The organism is Tianweitania sp. (assembly GCF_032053605.1).
GTDB lineage: Bacteria > Pseudomonadota > Alphaproteobacteria > Rhizobiales > Rhizobiaceae > Tianweitania.
Genome location: NZ_DAMBUH010000025.1, coordinates 26,287 through 43,164, shown reverse-complemented (window position 1 = coordinate 43,164; position 16,878 = coordinate 26,287). Strand labels below are relative to the sequence as shown.

General features: G+C 63.2%; 15 protein-coding genes. 11 read left to right on the top strand and 4 right to left on the bottom strand.

Annotation, left to right across the window (positions count from 1 at the left end; genetic code table 11):
* Positions 1-134 precede the first annotated feature (134 nt).
* Both RTX98_RS08500 and RTX98_RS08495 read left to right on the top strand, forming a co-directional pair.
* Complete coding sequence (locus RTX98_RS08500; protein ID WP_312795947.1) at positions 135-761, top strand: hypothetical protein; 627 nt, start codon at positions 135-137, stop codon at positions 759-761.
* The gene (locus RTX98_RS08495) at positions 758-1,660 is read left to right on the top strand and encodes a carbohydrate kinase family protein (RefSeq protein ID WP_312795946.1); all 903 of its coding nucleotides are present in this window, start codon (positions 758-760) and stop codon (positions 1,658-1,660) included. The genes RTX98_RS08500 and RTX98_RS08495 overlap by 4 nt, the downstream gene beginning before the upstream one ends.
* On the opposite strand, the gene RTX98_RS08490 is transcribed toward RTX98_RS08495, so the two are convergent.
* Positions 1,651-3,222, bottom strand: coding sequence for a cryptochrome/photolyase family protein (locus RTX98_RS08490; RefSeq protein ID WP_312795945.1), 1,572 nt, complete (start codon positions 3,220-3,222; stop codon positions 1,651-1,653). The two genes, RTX98_RS08495 and RTX98_RS08490, sit on opposite strands and share 10 nt — an antisense overlap.
* A gap of 122 nt (positions 3,223-3,344) precedes the next feature.
* Here RTX98_RS08490 and RTX98_RS08485 point away from each other — a divergent pair, with 122 nt between their 5' ends.
* Positions 3,345-4,436, top strand: coding sequence for a hypothetical protein (locus tag RTX98_RS08485; protein WP_312795944.1), 1,092 nt, complete (start codon positions 3,345-3,347; stop codon positions 4,434-4,436).
* On the opposite strand, the gene RTX98_RS08480 is transcribed toward RTX98_RS08485, so the two are convergent.
* On the bottom strand, positions 4,433-5,926 hold the full coding sequence (locus RTX98_RS08480) for a PLP-dependent aminotransferase family protein (RefSeq protein ID WP_312795942.1): 1,494 nt from the start codon (positions 5,924-5,926) through the stop codon (positions 4,433-4,435). The genes RTX98_RS08485 and RTX98_RS08480 overlap by 4 nt on opposite strands.
* 197 nt (positions 5,927-6,123) lie before the next feature.
* Here RTX98_RS08480 and pgi point away from each other — a divergent pair, with 197 nt between their 5' ends.
* From pgi to RTX98_RS08465, 3 genes are all read left to right on the top strand, one after another.
* Positions 6,124-7,761: a glucose-6-phosphate isomerase gene (gene pgi, locus RTX98_RS08475; RefSeq protein WP_312795940.1), complete on the top strand. Its 1,638-nt coding sequence runs from the start codon at positions 6,124-6,126 to the stop codon at positions 7,759-7,761.
* An 11-nt stretch (positions 7,762-7,772) separates the two neighbouring features.
* Positions 7,773-8,480, top strand: coding sequence for an HAD family hydrolase (locus tag RTX98_RS08470; RefSeq protein WP_312795939.1), 708 nt, complete (start codon positions 7,773-7,775; stop codon positions 8,478-8,480).
* 124 nt (positions 8,481-8,604) lie between these two features.
* Positions 8,605-9,048, top strand: coding sequence for a DUF4174 domain-containing protein (locus RTX98_RS08465; RefSeq protein WP_312795937.1), 444 nt, complete (start codon positions 8,605-8,607; stop codon positions 9,046-9,048).
* A 322-nt stretch (positions 9,049-9,370) separates the two neighbouring features.
* Here the strand turns inward: RTX98_RS08465 and RTX98_RS08460 are convergent, their stop codons facing one another.
* Positions 9,371-11,287, bottom strand: coding sequence for a long-chain-fatty-acid--CoA ligase (locus tag RTX98_RS08460; protein ID WP_312795936.1), 1,917 nt, complete (start codon positions 11,285-11,287; stop codon positions 9,371-9,373).
* Between the two features lie 205 nt (positions 11,288-11,492).
* On the opposite strand from RTX98_RS08460, the gene RTX98_RS08455 reads away from it, so the two are divergent.
* Entirely contained in the window at positions 11,493-11,882 is a 390-nt protein-coding gene (locus tag RTX98_RS08455; protein ID WP_312795935.1) for a hypothetical protein, read from the top strand.
* 105 nt (positions 11,883-11,987) lie between these two features.
* On the opposite strand, the gene RTX98_RS08450 is transcribed toward RTX98_RS08455, so the two are convergent.
* A complete protein-coding gene (locus RTX98_RS08450) occupies positions 11,988-12,569 on the bottom strand; it encodes a DUF924 family protein (RefSeq protein WP_312795933.1) in 582 nt (193 codons plus the stop codon).
* Between the two features lie 279 nt (positions 12,570-12,848).
* On the opposite strand from RTX98_RS08450, the gene RTX98_RS08445 reads away from it, so the two are divergent.
* The 4 genes from RTX98_RS08445 to RTX98_RS08430 form a co-directional block, all read left to right on the top strand.
* Positions 12,849-14,561, top strand: coding sequence for an ABC transporter ATP-binding protein (locus RTX98_RS08445; RefSeq protein WP_312795953.1), 1,713 nt, complete (start codon positions 12,849-12,851; stop codon positions 14,559-14,561).
* A gap of 85 nt (positions 14,562-14,646) precedes the next feature.
* On the top strand, positions 14,647-15,915 hold the full coding sequence (locus RTX98_RS08440) for a sarcosine oxidase subunit beta family protein (RefSeq protein ID WP_312795932.1): 1,269 nt from the start codon (positions 14,647-14,649) through the stop codon (positions 15,913-15,915).
* An 8-nt stretch (positions 15,916-15,923) separates the two neighbouring features.
* Entirely contained in the window at positions 15,924-16,190 is a 267-nt protein-coding gene (locus RTX98_RS08435; RefSeq protein WP_312795931.1) for a sarcosine oxidase subunit delta, read from the top strand.
* A partial coding sequence (locus tag RTX98_RS08430) for a 2Fe-2S iron-sulfur cluster-binding protein (protein WP_312795952.1) occupies positions 16,187-16,878 on the top strand: 692 nt, incomplete at its 3' end. The genes RTX98_RS08435 and RTX98_RS08430, both read left to right, overlap by 4 nt.

The window sequence follows — 16,878 nt, the reverse complement described above, 5'->3', positions numbered from 1 at the left end:
CCGCGCGCAAACCTGCTCACTTCGCAGTCCGGCGGCTCCGGCGAAATAGCCGCCTATCTCGCTCGCAACCCTGACCAGACCGATCACTTCGGCCTCACGCTCAATGCGGACTCCACGCTGGGCCGCGCCATGCCGTGCCTGATAGGGCAGGGCGGGCGCGAACAGGCCTTTGCCGCCACGCGCAGCATTCTCATCACGCTCTGCCTGCGGCGATCCTCGGCGAACTCGGTGCCGACACAAAACCTCTGCTCGACGTGCTGGAAACCGGCGATTCGCTCGGCTTTGCTCCACCGAAGGAAGCCATCGAGCACCTGCGAACCTGCTCCCTTCTTGTTCTGTCCGGTCGCGCCCAGCCGCACAGCGCGCTGGAAGCCGCAGCGCTCACCTTCACCGAACTGGCGCGTACGCCGTCCCTTGCGCTGGAACTCGGCCAGCTCCTGCATGGCCCGATGGAGATGCTGCGGCCCGACATGGCGCTGATCCTGGCGCGGCCCGTTGGCCCCGATGCGGCAGCGATCACGCGGGTTGCGGAAGCTGCTGTCTCATACGGCCTGACGCCGATCCTGTTCGACTTCGGTGCGCAGCCTCCCGTGGATGGCGCGATAACGATCCCCTTGCCCGAACAAACCGGCCTCGCTGCCGTCGTCACCCTGCTCCCAGCCGTGCAGCGTCTTGCGATCGAAGCATCTGCCGCCCGGATCGGCGAAGGCTTCGGCGCGCCTCTTCGTTCGTCAAAGGTTACGGACGGCGAGGCGCCATGACAACGCCGGGGCTGCTCGTGCTCGGTAATGCCAATGTCGACCTCGTTCTCGGCGAAGTCGATGGCTGGCCGGCGATCGGCACGGAAGTGGTGGTGGAGCGCTCGGAACAGCGCGCCGGCGGCTCGGCCGGCAACACCGCGCTGGCGCTAACTGGCCTCCGCATTCCGCATCGCTTCATCGCCTCCGCCGGCACGGACCCGAACGGCCTCTGGCTTCGCGCACAGTTCGATCCGGTGAGCAGTGTCTGGATCGACGACGCGGCCGACACGACGCTGACGGTCGGCATCGTCCACAAAGGTGGCGACCGCGTTTTCTTTACCACGCCCGGCCATCTGCAAAGCGCGAGGCTGGACGATCTTCTCTCTCGGATGCCCGAAGCGCCGCATGGCCACGCTTATGCCATTCTCTCCGGCGGCTTCCTCATGCCGGCCATCGCCGCAGGCACCGTGTCGCTTTTGCAGGAGCTCAAGGCCAAAGGCTGGCGCACTGCGACCGATCCGGGCTGGCCGGTGGAAGGCTGGACCGATGACAATCGCATCGCCTTTCAGACTTGGCTTGAAGCCACCGACATCGCCTTGATCAATGCCGAGGAAGCCAAGGGCTTCACCGGCTTCGATGGCCTCGATGCCGCCGCTGAAACGCTGGTGAGCACCCTTCAGGCCGATCAGCTTCTGGTCATCAAGCGCGGCCCGGATGGCGCTTCCGCTTACACGCAGGACGCCATCACCCACGCCCGCGCGCCGGAAGTTACTGTCATCGACACGGTCGGCGCGGGCGACACGTTCAATGCCGCATTCCTGGCCGGCTTGAGCGAAAACAGCACGATCGAAGCAGCCCTCGAACGCGGCGTCGCCACGGCCGCGCGCGCCATCTCCACCTTCCCGCGCCGCTACGCCTGACCCGGCTCGGGGAGGAACGTTTCCGCCGTCAGCGTCTCGCGCAGCATGGTGGCGCGGTCGCGGATCTGCTGCAGCTCTTCAGTATCCTTGCGGGCGAGGTTCATGTAGGGACCACGCATGCGTGTATTGCCGGCAAGCCGTTCCTGGTGGCGGGCGAGAAAGTCCCAATAAAGCGTGGTGAAGGGGCAGGCCCGGTCGCCGGTGCTTTGCTGCGGATCATAGCGGCAGCGCCCGCAATGGTCGCTCATGCGGTCGATATAGGCACCGGACGCGCAATAAGGCTTAGTGCCCATCACGCCGCCATCGCCATGCTGGCTCATGCCCAGCGTGTTCGGCAGCGACACCCAGTCGATCGCATCCCAGAACATCGACATGTGCCAGCGATGCACATCATAGGGTTGCACGCCGAGCAGCAAACAGAACTGCCCCAGCACCATCAAGCGCTCGATATGGTGGGCATAGGCATGGTGGATCGTATGGCTGATCGCTTCCGCCAGACAGCGCATGTCGGTTTCGCCGGTCCAGTAAAAGCGCGGCACCGGCAGATCGGCGTCGAGCGCGTTTCGCTCGGCATAATCCGGCATCAGGTGCCAATAAATGCCGCGCACCCATTCACGCCAACCGAGTACCTGCCGCACGAACCCCTCCACCGCGTTCAGCGCCGCGTTCGAAGGATTGGCCAGAACCGCATCTAGTACCTCGCGCGGGTTGAGGAGATGCAGGTTGAGCGGCCCGGATAAAACGGAATGGAACAGGAAAGGCTGTCCGCCCGCCATCGCATCCTGATAGCGGCCGAACTCGGGCAGGCGGTAGCGCACGAAGTCGTCCAGCGCTTGCAACGCGTGCTCCCGCGTCACCGGCAGGTCGAAGCGTGCCAGTGATCCGGGATTGTCGGGAAAGCAGCGCTCCACCAGCGCCAGCACGTCCTCAGTGATTTCATCCGGCTTGAAGGCGGGCTTGGGCGGCAGCAGCGGCGGGCCGTTGCGGCCAAAGCTCTTGCGGTTATCCTTGTCGAAATTCCACTGGCCGCCAACCGGCTTGTCGCCGTTCATCAGAATATCGTGCTTCACCCGCATGGCACGGTAGAAGGTCTCCAGAATCATCGTCGGCTGCTCTTCGCGCATGGCGACGAAGTCTTCGCGCGAACACAGGAAGTGTCGGTCTTCGCGAAATTCGATCGGCAGATCGAGCGCTTCTAGGCTTTCGCGCACGCGGTAATCGCCGGGCTCCAACACGATCACCGCACCGTCCGGCTTGATCTGCCCGAACCGCCGCTGCACCTCGCCGGCAAAGCTGCCGACGTTCCCGGGCTCGTCCAGCTCAGAATAAAGCACCGTCCGCCCGAGCGCTCGCTGCTCTTCGCAGAAGTGCCGCATGGCCGCAAAGAAGAAGGCGATGCGGCGCTTGTTCTGGGGGATGTTGTCGGCTTCTTCCCGCAGCTCCATCATCAGGATGATGTCGTTGACCGGGTCGAAGCCATCGAACGCCGCAGACTCGCCATCCAGCTGGTCGCCCATCACCAGAACGAGGTTGCGCGGCGGCCTGACTTTCTTGCGGATCAAGGAGCGTCCTCGGGCGGTGACGATGCGCGTTAAGGGGAGAGTGGGCGGGGTGGTTCCGGTCGGGCGCGACTCTCTTGCCAGCCCCGGCTGTGTTCACATAAGGCAGCCGGAGGAGGACTGCCATGCGTCAGGACGAACATCATGAGATCGAAGTCGCCGGCGTCAGCCTGACGCTCGACCTCACAAACGGTCATATCGCTTCGCTCGAGGTGGAGCAGGACGGCCGCGTGCTCACCCCGCTGCACCGCGCGCCTTGGATCGACAGCGGCGAAGCAATGCCGGAGGGAACGCCGAGCGGCCTCGCGCGGCTGTCAGGCGATTTCCTCTGCGCGCCCTTTTCGCGCAACGACGTGGAAGAAGCGCCGGGCCACGGCTGGACGGCGAACGCGCCCTGGTCGCTTGTCAGCGATGAGCGGATTAGCGGCGGCCGGATCTCGACCTTCCGGCTGAGCCGCTCGGTATTCGGCGCCACCGTTGAAAAGCGCATCACCCTGCGCGACGGCCAGCCCTTCATCTATCAGGAACACCGCTTCCTCGGCGGGCAGGGCGGCATCTCCGTTTCGCACCACCTTATGACGCGGATGCAGGCGGGCGGTCTGCTTGGCTTCTCGCCTAAACGCTTCGCCCTTACGCCCGACACCCCCTTGGAGCCGGACTCTTCGCGCGGCCGTTTTGCCTTGGCCTATCCCGCACAAGCCGATCTCACCGTCTTTCCGCTGGCCGATGGCGGCACCACCGATCTGCGCATCTATCCGCCTGCCGAACGTCACGAAGACTTCCTCACCCTCGCGGAAGCGGAAGGGTCGGCGCTGGGCTGGACCACGATCAGCCGTCATGCCGAAAGGGACATGCTGATCGTCCTGAAGCAGCCGGACGTCCTGCCGGTGACCATGCTCTGGATGTCCAACGGCGGCCGCGATTACGCGCCTTGGAACAGCCGCCACGTCGGCGTTCTCGGCATCGAAGACGCCCGCGCCAGCGCATCCGGGCACGCGGCTTCGCTGGGTGAAAATGCCCTGACGCGGCAAGGCATCCCGACCGCTTTTCCCCTCAGCGACGGCGACGTGGTCGTGCGCCAGGCCTTCGGCGTCACGCCGTTGGCCGACACGTACAACCCGGTCGGTAGCGTGGAAGCGAAGAGCGGTACGCTGGCCGTCACCTTTGAGAACGGCGCGCAGACAACACTGCCCTACGACGACGCTTTCCTGCGCTAGGCAGCAACCGAGCGCCGCCCCACGGCAGCGGCGAGTTCGCGGATGCCGGGTTCGATCTGCTGCAGCCCGATGGAGGAAATGCCGAGCCGCATGAAGCGCTTCGGCTTGTTTTCGCCGACAAAGAAGCGCTCGCCCGGTTCCACCAGCACGGAGCGGGCCGCCGCTGCTTCAGCCAGCGCTCGCGTGTCGATGTCCGACGGACCTTCCAGCCACAGCGACGTGCCGCCGGCCGGATCATGCGTCTGCCATTCCGGCAGGAAGGCGGAGGTCGCCTGCACCAAACGGCGGCGGCGCTCCTCATAGGCATGCGACATGCGCCGCACCAGCGCTTCATGGTGGCCGAGCGACAGGAACAGCGCCACCGCCCGCTGGTTGTTGGCCGGCGGATGGCGCATCATGAAGCGCCGAAGCGCCCGCAATTCGGCGATCAGATCGGCGGACGCCACGATGTAGCCGAGCCGCAAGCCCGGCGCCAAGGTCTTCGACATCGAGCCGACATAAACCACGCGGCCGGAGCGATCCAAGCTCTTCAGGGCCTGCTGCGGCGACTGGTCGACTAACTGGCTGTCGTAACCGTCCTCGATGATGATCTGGTCGTTGGCAATCGCGCTGGCGATCAGCGCCTGCCGACGCGCCTGGGTCATCGGCACCATGGTCGGGCAATGATGGCTGGGCGTGGTAAACACGAAGCCGCTGTCGTGCGGAATGTCGGACACGACAAGCCCGTCCTTGTCCACCGGCACCGGATCGATCGCCGCCCCCGCGAGCGTGAAGATCGCGCGCGCATCGGGATAGCCGGGGTTTTCCATCGCGACCCGCGAGCCCTTGCCCATTAGGAGCGTGGCCAGCATGTACAGCGCGTTCTGCGCGCCGAGCGTCACGATGATCTCATCGGGATTGGCGAAAATGCCCTTGCGCGGCAGCAAACGCGCCTGGATCTGCTCGATCAGCAACGGGTCGTCGCGATCCACCACGTCAGACGCCCAGTTGCGGATCTCAAGAACGGCCAGCGCCATGCGGTTGCATTCGCGCCATTCGGCTGTCGGAAACAGGTTCGGGTCGAACTGGCCGTACACGAAGGGATAGGTCGAGGCGATCCAGTCTTCGCGCTTGGCCGGACGCGGCATGTCGCTGGCTGCCACCCGCCGCCGTGCCTTCCAGTCGAGGCCGGCCGGCGCGATATCGGTTTTCATCGCAGGCTTGCCTGGTGTCGCCAGCACCTGTGGATTGACGAAATGGCCGCGCCGTTCGCGCGCAACGAGAAAGCCCTGGTCCACCAGCTGCTGAAACGCGATCACCACCGTGCCGCGTGCAACCCCGAGCTTGTCGGCAAGGATACGGCAGGAAGGCAGCGGCATGGACGCCGCGATCTGCCGGTCGAGAATCGCCGCCACGATCGCCTGACGAATTTGCGCCTGCAGCGTCTGGCCCGAATCGGCCGAAATACGGAACAGGCCCGACCACAGGGCGGCGTCATTGCGATGCGACATGAGAAATTCCCTCCATCCTGACGCTATGGGAGGGGGTGATCTGGATCAACCCTGGACCAATGCGCTGAGCCACCAATTCTTTTGATGCGTCCTTCAACGGCAGGAATAGGTTACTAAGCATCGCGATAAAACTGGCGCGAAGACACGAGGCCGCGCTATGCAAAATGTTGCATTCCGATGCGAACAAGGAGCGTTTTATGTCCAAGCCGCATGTTGCCGAAGCGATCGCCGCCCTGCGCAGCCATCGCGAAACCCTGCCCACCGACATGCGCGCGCTGTTTGGCGACGACGCCAACCGCTTCACCGACCTGTCCGCATCCTTCGAAGACCTGCTGCTCGACTGGTCGAAATGCGGCGTGACCACGGAAACCATGCAGCTCCTGCGCAATCTGGCGGATGCCGCTGGCGTGACTGAGCGCCGCGATGCGATGTTTGCCGGTGAGATCATCAACACGACCGAAGGCCGCGCGGTTCTCCATACCGCCCTGCGCAACGGCGGCAGCGATCCGGTCACCGTCGATGGCAAGAACGTGCTGCCGGACGTCAACGCCGTGCTGGACGCGATGGGCGCGTTCGCCGAACAAATCCGCAGCGGCGCGGCCAAGGGTGCGACGGGCAAGCCGATCACCGACATCGTCAATATCGGCATCGGCGGTTCCGATCTTGGCCCGGTCATGGCAACGTTGGCGCTGGCACCCTACCATGACGGCCCGCGCGCTCACTTCGTGTCCAATGTCGATGGCGCGCATATCCACGACACGCTGAAGACCCTCGACCCCGCTTCCACGCTGGTGATCGTAGCGTCGAAAACCTTCACCACGATCGAAACCATGACCAACGCCGCCACCGCGCGGCGCTGGATCGCCGAGGCGCTCGGCGAAGACGCCGTGCCGGATCATTTCGCGGCCGTGTCCACCGCGCTCGACAAGGTCGCGAGCTTCGGCATTCCCGAGAACCGGGTGTTCGGCTTTTGGGACTGGGTCGGCGGCCGCTATTCCCTATGGTCGGCGATCGGCCTGCCGATCATGATCGCCGTTGGCTCGCAGAACTTCCGCCGCTTCCTCGATGGCGCTTATGCGCTTGATACGCATTTTCGCGACGCGCCGGTCGAGAGCAATCTGCCGATGCTCCTTGGCCTGATCGGCTATTGGCACCGCGTGATCTGCGAATATCCGGCCCGCGCGGTAATTCCCTACGAGCAGCGCCTGCTTCGCCTGCCGGCCTATCTCCAGCAGCTCGACATGGAATCCAACGGCAAGCGCGTGACGCTTGAAGGCGAGCCAGTGCAAACGCCGACCGGTCCGCTGGTTTGGGGCGAGCCCGGCACCAACGGTCAGCACGCTTTCTTCCAGCTGCTGCATCAGGGTACGGACGTCATTCCGGTCGAGTTCATCATCGCCGCGCAGTCGCACGAGCCGGACCTCAAGACCCATCAGGACCTCTTGATCGCCAACTGCCTGGCGCAGTCGGAAGCCCTCATGCGCGGCCGCACGCTGGAAGAAGCCACGGCCCAGCTGATTAAGAAGGGCACGCCGGCAACGGAAGCGGCCAAGCTCGCGCCGCACCGCGTTTTCCCTGGCAACCGGCCGTCCCTCACCATCGTACACAAGGGTCTCGATCCTTACGCGCTCGGTCGCCTGATCGCGCTTTACGAGCATCGCGTCTTCGTGGAAGCCGCTTTGTTCGGCATCAACGCCTTCGACCAGTGGGGCGTGGAACTCGGCAAGGAACTCGCCACCGCCTTGCAGCCGGTGATCGAGGGCAAGGCGGATACGGGCGATCGCGACTCCTCCACCGCCGGCCTCGTTGCCGCTATCGCTGCGTTGCGCGGCTGAGGACTTCGGGAATGGCAATCAAGGCGATCCTGTTCGACAAGGACGGAACCCTCATCGACTTCGAAGCCACGTGGCGCGCAATTGCCGAAAACATGGCGATGAAAGCCGCCGATGGCGATCGGACAGAAGCTGACCGCCTGCTGGCTGTCGCCGGCTATGACGCGGAAAACCGCTGCTTCAAGGCCGACTCCGTGTTTGCGGCGGGTACCAATGCCGAACTCATCCAGCTTTGGTATCCCGAAGCCGACGTCGAAGAACGTCATGCGCTGGTTGCCAGCTACGACCTTTTCACGGCTGAGGAAGGCGCAACCCACGCCGTTGCGCTCGACGGCGTGAAGGAAGCCCTGGCGGCCCTGCACGAAAGCGGCATCAAGCTCGGCGTCGCCACCAACGATTCCACGCTCGGTGCGGAAAAGACGCTGCTGGCGCTCGGCATCGCGCAAATGTTCGCTGCGGCTTACGGATATGATGCGGTCGCCAATCCCAAGCCCGCGCCCGATGCGCTGCACGCCTTTGCCGACATGAACGGCTTGCGCCCCAGCGAAGTGGCGATGGTCGGCGACAACCGTCACGATCTGGAAATGGCGCGTGCGGCTGGTGCTGGTCTCGCGGTCGGCGTTCTCAGCGGCACGGGGTCTCGCAAGACATTGGGCAGCCTTGCCGATGTGATCTTGGGTTCCGTTGCCGATCTGCCGGCCTATATGCAGGAAAATCCCTGATAGCGGACCCTGACAGCGATCTGGCAGGAATGAGGTGGAAGCCGCAGGCTTCTAGCCCTTTCAGACTACTGACGCAGTTGGGCAAGCCGCTGTAGTATCCCAGGCCCCAACGGGAACAACAGTTATGATGATGCATCTGCTTGCCGCCGCATCCATCGCCCTTTCGACCGCTGCCATGCCGCCTGCCGCAAACAGCGGCGACGTGCTGGGAAAGTTCCTATGGAAGCGGCGTCTGGTGCTGGTCTTCGGTGACCAGATGAACCAGAGCGTGGCCGATCAGACCGACGATCTCCACGCCGTTCAGGCGGAAGCGGACAGCCGCGATCTCACCGTTTTGACCATCGTCGGCGGCATTGTTTCAGACAGCGGGCAGGTCGGCGGTCTGCCGCCCGCCGATGCCCTCCGCCGTCGCTTCCGCGTCGACGATCAGGACAGGTTCACGGTCATCCTCTTGGGCAAGGATGGCCAGGAAAAGCTGCGCGACAGCAAGCCCGTAACCTCAGACGCGCTGTTCGAACTGATTGATTCCATGCCGATGCGGCAACGGGAAGCCCGCGAGAGCGATTAAGGTCGTGAACACATGGTGGTTATCCGGACGAGGGTAATCTTGGCGCCTAGGGACCCCCACCCCTAACCCCTCCCCTCAAGGGGGAGGGGAATCGCTGGCGACACCGCATTCGAGAACGTGACTTTCCCCCTGCAATGTGCCCCTTACCCTCCGATGAGCTTTGGCTGAGTCCGGCAAAACTAATCAGCGGTCAGCATCTCTTTCCAGATTTGCATGGCCGACAAACCCAGCCACCCAACCTCCCCCATGAGGGGAGGTCGAACCGAAGGTTCGGGTGGGGGTAATCTTGGCGCCGACGGAACTATCCGTTCACCGACGCGCTCTAATCCCTGAGATCACGCCGCAGGATCTTGCCGACGGCTGTTTTCGGCAAATCCTCGCGGAACTCGAAATGGCGCGGCCGCTTGTAGCCCGTGAGGTTCTCGCGGCAGAATTCGCGCAATTCCTCTTCACTGAGGCTCTCGTCCTTTTTCACCACGAAAAGCTTCGGCACTTCGCCGGACTTCTCGTCCGTCACGCCGATCGCCGCCACTTCCAGCACCTTGGGATGGCGCGCGACGACTTCCTCGATCTCGTTGGGATACACGTTGAAGCCGGAAACCAGGATCATGTCCTTCTTGCGGTCCACGATCTTGGTGTAACCCTGAGGGTTCATGAAGCCGATATCGCCGGACTTCAAGAAGCCGTCCGCCGTCATGACCTTGGCGGTTTCGTCCGGCCGGTTCCAATAGCCCGACATGACCTGCGGTCCGCGAATGCAGATCTCACCGACTTCGCCAAGTGCCACCTCAACGCCATTTTCGTCGCGGATGGAGACCTCGGTCGAAGGCAGCGGCAAGCCGATCGTGCCGGAAAACTGGTCGGCATCGAAGCGGTTGGCCGTGGCGACCGGTGACGTCTCCGACAGGCCATAACCCTCGGCGATCATCGAGCCCGTCAGCTTCTGCCAGCGTTCAGCAACGGATGGCTGCACCGCCATGCCGCCGCCGAAGGTCAGCACCAGCGACGAGAAATCGAGGTTCTGGAAGTCCTTGTTGTTCAACAGCGCGTTGAACAGCGTGTTGAGGCCCGGCAGGATGTTGAACTTGGTGCGGCGCAACTCCTTGGTAAAGGCTGCAATATCGCGCGGATTGGTGATCAGCACATTATGCGCGCCCTGCTGCATGCCCATCAGCGCGTTCACCGTCAGCGCGTAGATATGGTAAAGCGGCAGCGCGCAAACGAAGACCGGCTTTTCCGGTCGCTGCCGCTTGATATAGGCGCTTTCCAGCCAGGCCGCGTTCTGCGCGATATTCGAGAGCACATTGGCGTGGCTCAGCATCGCCCCCTTGGAGATGCCCGTCGTGCCGCCGGTATATTGCAGGAAGGCGAGATCCTGCGCGGTCACCGCCACCGGCTTCAGCTTGGCAGTGCGTCCTGCCTTGAGCGCGGCATTGAAGCGGACATGACCCTTCAGCGTCCAGTTCGGCACCATCTTGCGCACGCGCCGCACAACTAGGTTCACCGCCAAGCCCTTCAGCCCCAGCAGATCGCCAAGGCTCGCCACCACCACATGCTTGACCGGCGTGTTGCCGATCACGCTTTCCAGCGTATGGGCGAAGTTCTCCAGGATCACGATCGCTTCGGCGCCGGCATCCTTCAACTGATGCTCGAGCTCCCTTGCGGTATAAAGCGGGTTGACGTTGACCACCGTATAGCCAGCCCGCAGCGCACCCATCAGCGCGATCGGATATTGCAGCACGTTCGGCATCATCAAGGCGATGCGCGCACCTTTGGCCAGCCCCTGCGCTTGCAGGTAAGCGCCGAAGGCTGCGGATGCTTCTTCCAGCTCCACGAACTTCATTTCCCGCCCCATGCAGGAAAAAGCGATGCGGCCGGCATAACGCTTGCAGGCATTCACCATCAGGTCGCCGAGCGAGTCCGCTGGCAGGGCGGGAATGGAAGTCGGCACATTCGGCGGATAGCTGGCGAGCCAGGGCTTGTCGGCCGAAGCTGATTTCCGTGTCGTCGCCTGCGGATCCGGCTGCGCGACCTTGTCGGCTGCCGCTGGCTCAGCGATGTCACCAGCTGGCGCGGGTTCGTCAACCGGTGAAGGGGAAACTGGTTCAACCGTATTTGTAGCTGGTAAAACAACCTCGGCGGGGTCTTCGACGGTGTTGGTCGTGACACCGGAGCTGAAGGTGGAAGCCGCCTCATCCTCAATAGTTTCGTCCGGAGCGGACTGATCCGCGTTCGCCACCGCTTTTCGCGTCCGCGGCCTCGAGATCGCCTTTGCAGCAGATGAGGGCGCGGCCTTGGCTGTTTTGGCCTTTGGCTTCTTCGGGACGCTGGCAACTCGCTCTTCCGCGACCGGCTCCACCTCTGGCGCCGAGTCTTGGGCTACGGACACAGCCTCAGCTTGAGGCTCATCGGTCTTCGCAGATGCTGCCGCCCTGCGCGCGCGCTTGGCGGGCGCTGCGGCAGGCTTCGCTTCGCTTTCGACGCTTGCGTCCGCCGCCGGCGATACGTCTTCCGGCGTAATGGGCGGCTCGGAAGCGAGATCGACGCTGTTGGTTTCGGTAGCCGGTGGTGCCACTGTCGCCTCAACTTCAGTACTTGTTGCAGCCGCACTCACGGCAGCGCCGGTCGCCGCCTTGCGCGTCCGCGGCTTGGCCGCTTTGTCAGAACCGGTCGTCTCGGCTGCTTTGGCCTTTGCGCGTGGCTTCGGCGCCGGCTTCGCGGCATCGCTCGTTGCGGCAAGGTCGGCTGCCGGACTGGTCTCTTCAGACTTGGTACGGCTTGCGGCTTGTCCGCAGCTGCCGCTTCCGGTGCTTGTTCTGCCTGCGCCGCTTTAACCGCTTTCGCCATCTCGGGTCCCTCCGCCGGTCTTGTCGTTAAGAGCAGTTTATCGGCAGCGCCGGAAGGGAAGCAAGATCAACTGCTCATAAGCTCTCTGAGCCTTATTGGCCGAAGCCCTTATGTTCGGCAAGGAACGCCGTTTCCTGCGCCGTGCTTTCACGACCCAGCGCCTTGTTGCGATGCGGGTAACGGCCAAACCGCGCAAGAATGTCGCGATGCTCGATGGCCGCCTTCAATCCGGCCTCGTCGCCCAGGCTTTCGAACAGCGTCACCGACCGCTCGCCATCGGCCAAGACCTCGGAATGTTCGAGCGGCAGATAAAGAAACAGCCTCTCATCTTTGCTCATGCCCTGATCCAGCCCGCGATCGATCACCCGTCGTGCAATCGCCAGAGCTTGATCATCGGTGGCAAAGGCCCGCGCTGTTCCCCGAAACAGATTGCGAGAAAACTGATCGAACACGATGATCGCCGCCAGTGCCGTTCGCGGATCGTCCAGAGCGCCTTCCGGCATCTCGGTGCGGAGTTGATCGTACAGCTCTGAAAATCGCTCGCGGATCCGATCGTCCACATGGCTGCCGCCGGCGAACCAGTCGTTCCAGCTTAGCTCGTCGAACCAGAAAGTGAGGACATCGTCAGTCCAAGCTGGGCGAAGCGTCTGCGGGTCGTCCTGGGAAGCTGTCATAGGCATGATCTAGGGTTTTTAGCGTCCGTTTATTACAGCGATTTGCGTTACCATAACGTCGAATGGCGCTGCCATTCAGGCAATGTGCGCCCGATCAAACCCGCTTGAGAAGGAAGTGCCGAGGTCTTCAATCGTTGCCCCTTCGATACAACGCGGCTAGAAGGCGCCAGCGTTGCCGCATCAGCTGTTGCCAGGCCGGCCGCTGATTTCACGTGAATCCGGACGTTTGTCATGCTCGCTAACCGCCAAGAATCGCGGCAATCCGCCTTGTCCATGCCCATGCTGAAGCGCTTTTTCAGCTATTATACGCCGTGGAAGGGCCTGTTTTTGCTCGATTTCGGCTGTGCGGTGCTCGCCGGCCTGTTCGAACTCGGCTTCCCCATGGCGGTGCGCGCCTTCATCGACGATCTGCTGCCCACCGAGAACTGGACGCTGATCCTGCTGGCCTCCGCAGCCCTTCTCGTGATCTACGCCATCAATGCAGGCCTGATGGCCGTCGTGGTCTATTGGGGCCACATGCTCGGCATCAACATCGAAACCGAGATGCGTCGAAAAAGCTTCGACCACCTGCAAAAGCTGTCTTTCCGCTTCTACGATAACCACAAAACCGGCCATCTCGTGGGCCGTGTCACCAAGGATCTCGAGGAAATCGGCGAGGTCGCGCATCACGGCCCCGAAGACCTGTTCATCGCCATCATGACGCTGATTGGCGCTTTCGCCTTGATGTTCTCGGTGAACTGGAAGCTCGCGCTGATTGCCGTCGTGATCGTGCCCTTCATGGCCTGGGTCACCAGCCGCTACGGCGCCCGCATGACCCGCAACTGGCGCGCCCTCTATCGAAGCGTCGGCGACTTCAACGTGCGCATCGAAGAAAATGTCGGCGGCATGCGCGTCGTCCAGGCCTTCGCCAACGAAGATCACGAGCGCATGCTGTTTGCCCGCGACAATGCCGGCTACCGCTCCACCAAGCTCGAAGCCTACAAGCTAATGGCTGCCTCCACCTCGCTCTCCTATATGAGCATGCGGCTGATCCAGCTCGTGGTGATGGTGGCCGGCGCCTATTTCGTGCTGGAAGGCGAGTTGTCGGCCGGCGGTTTCGTGGGCTTCCTGTTGCTGGTCAACGTGTTCTTCCGCCCGATCGAGAAGATCAATTCCGTCATCGAGACCTATCCGAAAGGCATCGCCGGCTTCCGCCGCTACACCGAACTGCTCGACACCGAACCGGATATCGCCGACCGCCCGAACGCGCAGGATGCGCCTGCTTTGAAGGGCCTCGTGGACTATCGCGATGTCAGCTTTGGCTATGGCGGCGCGCCGGTGCTTTCCGGTGTGAACCTGACGATCGAGCCGGGTACGACGGTGGCCTTCGTCGGCCCATCGGGTGCCGGCAAGACCACGATCTGCTCGCTTCTGCCGCGCTTTTATGAAACGCAGGGTGGTGCGATTACCGTGGATGGCATCGACATCCGCGCCATGACTTTGGCCTCCCTTCGTGGCCAGATCGGCATCGTGCAGCAGGATGTCTTCCTGTTCGGCGGCACCGTGCGCGAAAACATCGCCTATGGCCGGCTGGAAGCGACGGAAGCCGAGATCAGCGAAGCTGCCCGCCTTGCCCGCCTCGATGCCGTCATCGCCCAGATGCCGAACGGCTATGACACGATCATCGGTGAGCGCGGCGTCAAGCTGTCGGGCGGCCAGAAGCAGCGTCTGGCAATTGCGCGCATGTTCCTGAAGAACCCGCCGATCCTGATCCTCGACGAAGCCACTTCGGCGCTGGATACAGCGACCGAACGCGAGATCCAGAAGTCGCTGGCCGAACTCAGCCAGGGCCGCACGACGCTGGTGATCGCGCACCGCCTGGCCACCATCCGCAACGCCGACAGGATCGTCGTGGTGGACCGCTCCGGCGTGGTGGAAACCGGCACGCATCGCGAGTTGCTGGCGGCTGACGGCCTTTATGCCAAGCTGCATATGGCGCAGGAACTGGAGTGAATGTCGGTTCCCTCGCGGTCGGGGTTTGACCATCCGTGGCAATCAGGGTGACGGTCGGCATTGCGGCTGACACGAAGAGGTTTGCTTGGCCCACGCGCGTACCGCCAATCGCTATTCAGCGCTGAGCCTCGTTCGCGAGGGCCTGCGCGGTCATTCCGGCTGGCAACAGGCTTGGCGCTCGCCCGAACCGAAAGCGGCATATGATGCGGTGATCATCGGCGGCGGCGGGCAGGGTCTCGCAACCGCTTATTACCTCGCCAAAAATCACGGCATGACCAAGGTCGCCGTGGTGGAAAAAGGCTGGATCGGCGGTGGCAATACCGGCCGCAACACCTCCACCATCCGCTCCAACTACTTTTATCCCGAAAGCGTCGCGCTCTACGATTACTCGCTGAAGCTCTACGAGACGCTGGGCAAGGAGCTGAACTACAACATCATGTTCTCGCAGCGCGGCGTCGTCACCGTCGCGCATTCCGATGCGGAAATGGAAATCGCCGCGCGCATCGTGAACGCGATGCAGATCAACGATACCGACGCCGAACTCTTTTCGCGCGACCAGGTGCTGGAAAAGGCGCCTTTGCTCAACAGTGGCGATCAGGCGCGTTATCCTATCTTCGGCGGCGTTTGGCAGGGCAGGGCGGGTGTTGCTCGCCATGATGCTGTTGCCTGGGGTTATGCCCGCGCGGCGGATGGCTTCGGCGTCGACATCATTCAGGATTGCGCCGTCACCGGTTTCCTCATCGAGAATGGCCGCTGCGTTGGCGTCGAGACCTCCAGGGGCGAGATCCGCGCTGGTGCTGTCGGCATTGCAACGGCCGGCAATTCTGGCGTCGTGGCGGGAATGGCTGGCTTCAACCTGCCGATCAAATCCTATTCGCTGCAGGCCATGGTGTCCGAGCCGGTAAAGCCGTGCCTCGATACGGTCGTGCTTTATCTCGGCACGGGCACCTACCTGTTCCAGTCCGACAAAGGCGAGATCGTGGTGGGCGGCGGCATCGACCGCATTCCGTCCTATGCCCAGCGTGGCAATCCGCCTGTCCAGGCGACCGTGCTGTCGGGCATGCTGGAGATGTTTCCAAGCTTCGGCCAGTTGAAGATGCTGCGGCAATGGGCCGGCGTGGTGGATGTCGTGCCGGACAGCTCGCCGATCATCGGCCCGTCGCCCGTGCCGGGCCTATATCTCAACTGCGGCTGGGGCACCGGCGGCTTCAAGGCCATTCCGGCCGGCGGGGTTCTGCTGGCGCATCTCATCGCAACCGGTGAGCATCATGATATCAGCCGCCCCTTCGATCTCGATCGGTTCCGCACCGGCCGGTTGATCGATGAAGCGGCCGGCTCCGGCATTGCGCATTAGGACCTGAGATGCAGTTGTTTTCCTGCCCCTTCTGTGGTCCGCGTGATGAAACCGAGTTCACCTTTGGCGGCGAGGCCGGCAAGGAGAGGCCTGAGCCTGCTCTGGATGTTTCCGCAGAAGACTGGTCCAAATATCTCCACCGCGTCGGCAATCCGCGCGGTGCGACGCGCGAAATCTGGGTCCATCAGACCTGCGGCGAGTATTTCCTGATGGAACGCGACACGGTGAGCCATGTCGTGGCTGGCACGCAATCGTTGCGTGGAGGTGGCGCATGACCAGCCACCGCATCGGCTCGCTCGCGGCGGAAACGCTGCACTTCACCTTTGACAGCACGCGTTATCACGGCCGCCCCGGCGACACGATCGCCTCGGCACTGCTCGCCAATGGCGTGCGTGTGGTCGGCCGCTCGTTCAAATATCACCGCCCGCGCGGCATCATGGGCTACGGCGTCGAGGAGCCGAACGCGCTGGTTGATGTCACGCTGGATGGAATCACCACGCCGAACCTGCGCGCAACGACCGAAGCGCTGAAGGACGGCATGATCGTGCGCTCGGTCAATGCCAGCCCGACGGCTGCCGCGGACCGCAAAGGCTTCCTCGATCGCTTCGCGCAGTTTCTGCCGGCCGGCTTCTACTACAAGACCTTCATCTGGCCGGACTGGCACCGCTTCGAGCCATCGATCCGCGCCATGGCTGGGCTGGGACGGCTTGATCCCCGCAACCAACCGCCGGCGCAGAACCCGCAGATCGCGGCGCATTGCGACGTGCTGGTGATCGGCGGCGGCCCCGCCGGTCTGCACGCCGCGCGGCAGGCCACGGCCGAGGCAAAAACGGTAATGTTGGTGGATGATCAGCAGGTCGTGGGCGGTTCGCTGCTGTCGCGTAGCGCCGAGATCAATGGCAAGCCAGGCGCGGAGTGGGCAACCGCTATCGCCGATGAGCTTGAGGCGAGTGGCCACCGTGT